This window comes from Kitasatospora sp. NPDC127121 (assembly GCF_042677305.1).
GTDB lineage: Bacteria > Actinomycetota > Actinomycetes > Streptomycetales > Streptomycetaceae > Kitasatospora.
The window spans coordinates 1-5,406 of the sequence record NZ_JBHXTQ010000153.1 but is presented as its reverse complement, the minus strand read 5'-3'; the positions used below and the strand labels follow the sequence as shown (position 1 = coordinate 5,406).

Sequence of the window (5,406 nt, the reverse complement as noted above, 5' to 3'; positions counted from 1 at the left end):
TGTACATTGGAACACTACACTTTTGTTTGTATCGCCCCGCTATTGTGAGCTTTTCGCGGGGTACCGACGCTGGGGCCGGCCCCACTAACCGACGCCCCGGCCCCTGCGCTTGGGCGTTGACGCCCCGCTCGACTACTTCCGCAGCAGCAGGATCACACCGGCCGTCACCAGGCCGACCAGGACCGCCGCCGCGCCGTACGCCAGTCGGTGCGCGCGCAGCACCGGGAGGAAGCGGTCCACGGCGTAGCGGCCCGGACCGGTCAGGGCGAGCGCGGCGGCACCCGCCGTGAGCAGCAGCTCGTACTCGCTGCCCTTCGGGGCGAAGAAGCCGCCGCCCCAGGTGACGGCGATCGCGTTGACCATCGTGCCGACGATCGCGGCACCCGCCAGCGGGGTCAGCAGGCCGACGGCGAGGGCGAGTCCGCCGAGCGTCTCGGTGAGGCCGGCGACCACGGCCATGGCGTTGCCCGCCGGGTAGCCGCTCATGGTGAAGAACTGACCGGTGCCGTCGATCCCGCCGCCGCCGAACCAGCCGAACAGCTTCTGGCTGCCGTGCGCGGCCATCGTCAGGCCGAGGACCAGGCGCAGGAGCAGGAGTCCGGCGTCGTAGGCGTGCGGGGAGGTCGTCGCGGAGTCGGGGGTCGCCCGGCCCGGGAGGACGGTGGTGGTGGGGGCGGTCGTGCTCGGGCTGCTGCTCGGCATGCGCGTCTCCATCGATCGGGATCGGTCGTAGGGGTGTGGTGGCGCGGCCGGGCGGGTCATCCCGCGGCTGTTGTTCAAATTTGAACCGGCCACTCCTCGACCGTACCTTGGAGTTCGAATTTGAACAACTGACGGGTCGTGGACAACTCGCGGGCCCGACCCCGCCCGGGGCAGGGTGGAGACATGGCCCAACGCAGGCAGCACCGGCGGACCGCGACACCCGGCACGCCCTACCCCGAAGCCCTCGCCGCCTTCGGCGAACGCGTCCGGCTGACCACCCCCCGCCAGTGGGACGCCCCCACCCCGTGCGCCGACTGGTCCGTCCGCGAGCTCGTCAACCACCTCACCGGCGAACAGCTGTGGATCCCCGAACTGCTGATGGGCGCCACCATCTCCGAAGTCGGCAGCCGCTTCGACGGCGACGTCCTCGGCGACGACCCGGTCACCGCCTGGACGGAAGCCGCCGACGCCGCCCGGGACGCCTTCGCCGTCCCCGGCGCCACCGAACTCACCGTCCACCTCTCCTTCGGGGACGTCTCCGGGCAGTACTACCTGGACCAGCTCACCACCGACCTCGTCATCCACAGCTGGGACCTCGCCGAAGCCATCGGACGGCGCACCCGGCTCCCGGCGGAACTCGTCGACTTCGCCCTCGGCGAGTTCGCCGGCTACGGGGACCTCTCCGGGAGCGGCCTGTTCGACCCGCCCCTGCCCGTCCCCGACGACGCCGGCCCGCAGACCCGCCTGCTCGCCCTCACCGGGCGGCGCGACCGGCCCTGACACGGCTGGGGTGCGGCACGACCGGCCTGACCTGCGGCGGCCGGCGTGGCGCGACCGGCCCTGACCTGCGGCGACCGGCGTGGTGCCCGACGCCGGATACTGGAAGGAGCGGGGGCCGCGATCCGTGCGAGAGGCGGGCACGCCATGAGCCGCAGGCCGGACATCCTCGGCGAGTTCACCGCCGACCACCGGGCGGTCACCGAGCTGCTCGACCGGATCGAGCGGACACCCGCCGGCGCCGCCGAGCGCACCGACCTGCTGGCCCGGCTGACCGACCTGCTGTTCACCCACTGCGCGGCCGAGGAGGAACACCTCTTCCCGCTCGTGCAGCACGACGTGCCGGACGGCGGGGCGCTGGTGTTCGGCAGCATCCACGAGCACCTGGCGATCGGGCAGTACCTCTCCGACCTCCAGGGCCTCGGCCCGGCCGACCCGGCCTTCGACACCCTGCTGCGCGGCCTCGCCGACACCCTGCGGCGCCACCTCGCCGTCGAGGAGAAGCAGCTCTTCCCGGCCGCCCGCAAGGCCCTGCCCGCCACCGCCCGAGCCGCCCTCGGCGACCGGCTGCGGGCCGAACGCGCGGAAACCGCCGAGGGCCCCGAGGGCCCCGAGGGCCTTGAGGGCGCGGGGCCCGCCGAAGCGGGCGCAGCGGGGCCGTGAGCCTCAGTTCTTCGGGCTGATCACCGCGAAGCGGCCGCCCTCCCGGTCCTGCAACCGGGCCACCCGCCCGTACGGGGAGTCGAAGGCGGCCCCCACCGCCGAACCGCCCAGCTCCACGGCCCGGGCCAGCGCCCGGTCGGCGTCCGGGACGGCGAAGGACACCTCCCAGTGCGGCGACAGCCCCGCCGCACCGCCCGCCTGCTCCCTCGCCAGCGCGGCGACGCTGTGACCCTCCGCCCGCAGCACCACCCGGTCGTGCTCCCAGCGGACGTCGAACCGCTCCGGGTCACGGCCGTCCCAGCGGAACACCTGCCCGTAGAACAGCGCCGCCGCGAACGGGTCCGGCGTGCGCAGCTCGATCCAGACCGGCGCGCCCGGCAGGTCCAGCCGCCGGGCCCGGCCCAGCGGGCCCTCCCAGATGCCGAACACCGCCCCGGCCGGGTCCGCCGCGAAGGCCACCCGCCCGGCGTCGAAGGCCAGCGGGCCCACCGCCAGGGTCGCGCCGCGCTCGCGCACCGCGTCGGCGGCCTCGTCCGCGCTCTCCGTACCGAAGTAGCTGGTCCACGCCACCGGCATCGCCCAGTCGCTGCCCGCGACCCCCAGCCCGGCCACCGCCTCCCCGCCGGTCACCGCGTGCAGGTACGGGCCGAAGCGGTCCGGCGCCGGCTCGAACTCCCAGCCGAGCAGCGGCCCGTAGAACGCCTTCGCCCCCTCCAGGTCCCGGGCCGTCAGGCTCACCCAGCACGGAACGGCCGCCACGCAGCGCACCTTGGCGGTCTCACCGCTGCCCATCGCGGACCTCCTCGCCCCCCGGCCGCCGGGCCCCTCCCGACTCCCACGACCCACCGGCCGCCCGGGACGCCCACAGCCTAGGGCGACGGGCGTAGCGCCCCCGGGGAGGCATGGCCGGGATCAGCGCACCCAGTCTTGAACGCTTCGCGGGAGAGCTTGCGGGTGGCTCGGAAGAGTGGCACGGGAAATGTGACCCAGGTCACAGCGAAAGGCGAAATTTCCGGGGAGGGAATCCCCGTTTGGTCTTTCGTAGGCAGAAGCGGGGAGAACTTCCCCGGTATCCTGAAGGAGCAGTCGCCGTGACCACCGCCGCCACCGAGCCGGTCCGACCCGTGGAGAGCGTCCGTGCGCCCAAGCTGCGCGCCGACGCGACCCGCAACCGGGAGCGGATCGTCCTGGCGGCTCGCGACGCCTTCGTCGAGCACGGCGCGGACGTGCCGCTGGACGAGATCGCGAAGCGGGCCGGGGTCGGCAACGCCACGCTGTACCGGAACTTCCCGGACCGCTCGGCGCTGGTCCGCGAGGTGGCGCTGCTCGTCAAGAGCCGTATCCTGGCCCTCGCCGAGACGGCGACGGTCGAGGCGGACGCCCCTGACGGCGTCCCGTTCGACGCCCTGCAGCGGTTCGCGCACGCGACCGTCGCGGAGAAGCTCGGCGCGCTCTGCCCGATGTTCACCAGCCACGTCGACCCGTTCGACCCGGACCTCACCGAGGCCCGCGAGCGCCTGACGGCCGCCGTGAGCGGTCTGATGGAGCGCGCCCGGGCGGCGGGTGAACTGCGGGCGGACGTCGACCACGGAGACCTGTTCATCGCGATCAGCCAGCTGACCCGGCCGCTGCCGGGGACGTCCTGCCAGCTGCTCGACGACTTCGTCCACCGGCACCTGCAGCTGTTCCTGGACGGGCTACGCACGCCGGCCCGTTCGGTGCTGCCCGGCCGGGCCGCGACCTTCGAGGACTTCCAACCCCACCACTGACCCACCAGCGGCACCCCGACCGACCGACCCGCCCTCCGGACCGCGCCGACCACCGGCCCGCCAGGAGCTGATCCCCGCACGCCCCGCACCGACGCATGCCCCGCACCGACGCCCCGTACGGCGACCAGCCGTCCCCGTACGGCGGTCGAACCCTGTCGCACGCCACGCACCCTGAAGTGAGTACCCCCATGCCTGAAACCGACGCCCGAGCGGCGACGCTGCCCGATCCCCGGCGCTGGAAGGCGCTGATATTCATCGGCCTCGCCCAGCTGATGGTCGTCCTGGACGCCACCATCGTGAACATCGCCCTGCCGTCCGCCCAGCGGGACCTGGGCATCTCCGACGGCAACCGCCAGTGGGTGATCACCGCCTACGCGCTGGCCTTCGGCGGCCTGCTGCTGTTCGGCGGCCGGATCGCGGACCTCTGGGGCCGCAAGCGGACCTTCGTGGTCGGCCTGGCCGGCTTCGCACTCGCCTCCGCACTCGGCGGCGCCGCGGCCAACACCGCGATGCTGCTCGGCGCCCGCGCCCTCCAGGGCGTGTTCGGCGCGCTGCTCGCCCCGGCCGCGCTGTCGCTGCTGGCGGTGACCTTCACCGAGGCCAAGGAGCGCGCCAAGGCCTTCGGCATCTACGGCGCGATCGCCGGTGGCGGTGGCGCGATCGGCCTGATCCTCGGCGGCCTGCTGACCGAGTACATGAACTGGCGCTGGACCTTCTTCGTCAACGTCCCGTTCGCCATCGTCGCCGCCGCGGGCGCCGTCCTGGTGATCCGCGAGCCCGCCGAGGGCCGCAACCGCAACCGGCTGGACGTCCCCGGCGTACTGCTGGTGACCACCGGCCTGGTCTCGCTGGTGTACGGCTTCACCCGCGCCGAGTCCAGCGGCTGGACGGCCGCCAGCACGCTGGGGCTGTTCGTCGCGGCCGTCGTGCTGCTGACCGCGTTCGTCCTGGTGGAGCGCCGGGTCAAGGCCCCGCTGCTGCCGCTGCGCGTGGTGCTGGACCGCAACCGCGGCGGGGTGTACCTGTCGCTCGGCCTGGCCGTGATCGGCATGTTCGGCCTGTTCCTGTTCCTGACCTACTACCTGCAGCTCGTGCGCGGCTACAGCCCGGTGCTGACCGGCGTCGCGTTCCTGCCGATGGTGGCGGGCATGATCACCGGCTCGACCCAGATCGGCGCCCGGCTGATGACCCGCGTCCCGGCGCGGTTCCTGATGGCCCCCGGCTTCCTGGTCGCCTCGATCGGCATGCTGCTGCTGAGCAACATCGGTCTGGACACCTCCTACCCGATGCTGATCCTGCCCGGCCTGGTCCTGATGGGCCTCGGCATGGGCACCGCGTTCATGCCGGCGATGAGCCTGGCCACGCACGGCGTCCAGCCGCGCGACGCGGGCGTCGCCTCGGCGATGGTCAACACCTCGCAGCAGGTCGGCGGCGCCATCGGCACCGCGCTGCTGAACACCATCGCGGCCAGCGCCACCACCAGTTGGCTGGCCTC

General features: G+C 73.5%; 6 protein-coding genes. 4 read left to right on the top strand and 2 right to left on the bottom strand.

What is annotated here, in order from left to right; genetic code table 11:
- Positions 1-132: 132 nt before the first annotated feature.
- Complete coding sequence (locus ACFVHI_RS36920; protein WP_380346424.1) at positions 133-702, bottom strand: DoxX family protein; 570 nt, start codon at positions 700-702, stop codon at positions 133-135.
- A gap of 183 nt (positions 703-885) precedes the next feature.
- On the opposite strand from ACFVHI_RS36920, the gene ACFVHI_RS36915 reads away from it, so the two are divergent.
- Positions 886-1,482 (top strand): TIGR03086 family metal-binding protein, encoded by a 597-nt coding sequence (locus ACFVHI_RS36915; RefSeq protein ID WP_380346422.1) that lies wholly within the window; start codon positions 886-888, stop codon positions 1,480-1,482.
- Between the two features lie 144 nt (positions 1,483-1,626).
- Positions 1,627-2,142, top strand: coding sequence for a hemerythrin domain-containing protein (locus ACFVHI_RS36910; protein WP_380346420.1), 516 nt, complete (start codon positions 1,627-1,629; stop codon positions 2,140-2,142).
- Between the two features lie 3 nt (positions 2,143-2,145).
- On the opposite strand, the gene ACFVHI_RS36905 is transcribed toward ACFVHI_RS36910, so the two are convergent.
- The gene (locus tag ACFVHI_RS36905; RefSeq protein WP_063346961.1) at positions 2,146-2,934 is read right to left on the bottom strand and encodes a VOC family protein; all 789 of its coding nucleotides are present in this window, start codon (positions 2,932-2,934) and stop codon (positions 2,146-2,148) included.
- Between the two features lie 299 nt (positions 2,935-3,233).
- On the opposite strand from ACFVHI_RS36905, the gene ACFVHI_RS36900 reads away from it, so the two are divergent.
- Both ACFVHI_RS36900 and ACFVHI_RS36895 read left to right on the top strand, forming a co-directional pair.
- Complete coding sequence (locus tag ACFVHI_RS36900; RefSeq protein ID WP_380346418.1) at positions 3,234-3,911, top strand: TetR/AcrR family transcriptional regulator; 678 nt, start codon at positions 3,234-3,236, stop codon at positions 3,909-3,911.
- Between the two features lie 188 nt (positions 3,912-4,099).
- Positions 4,100-5,406 (top strand): MFS transporter (locus ACFVHI_RS36895; protein ID WP_380346416.1); only part of this gene is annotated, 1,307 nt, incomplete at its 3' end.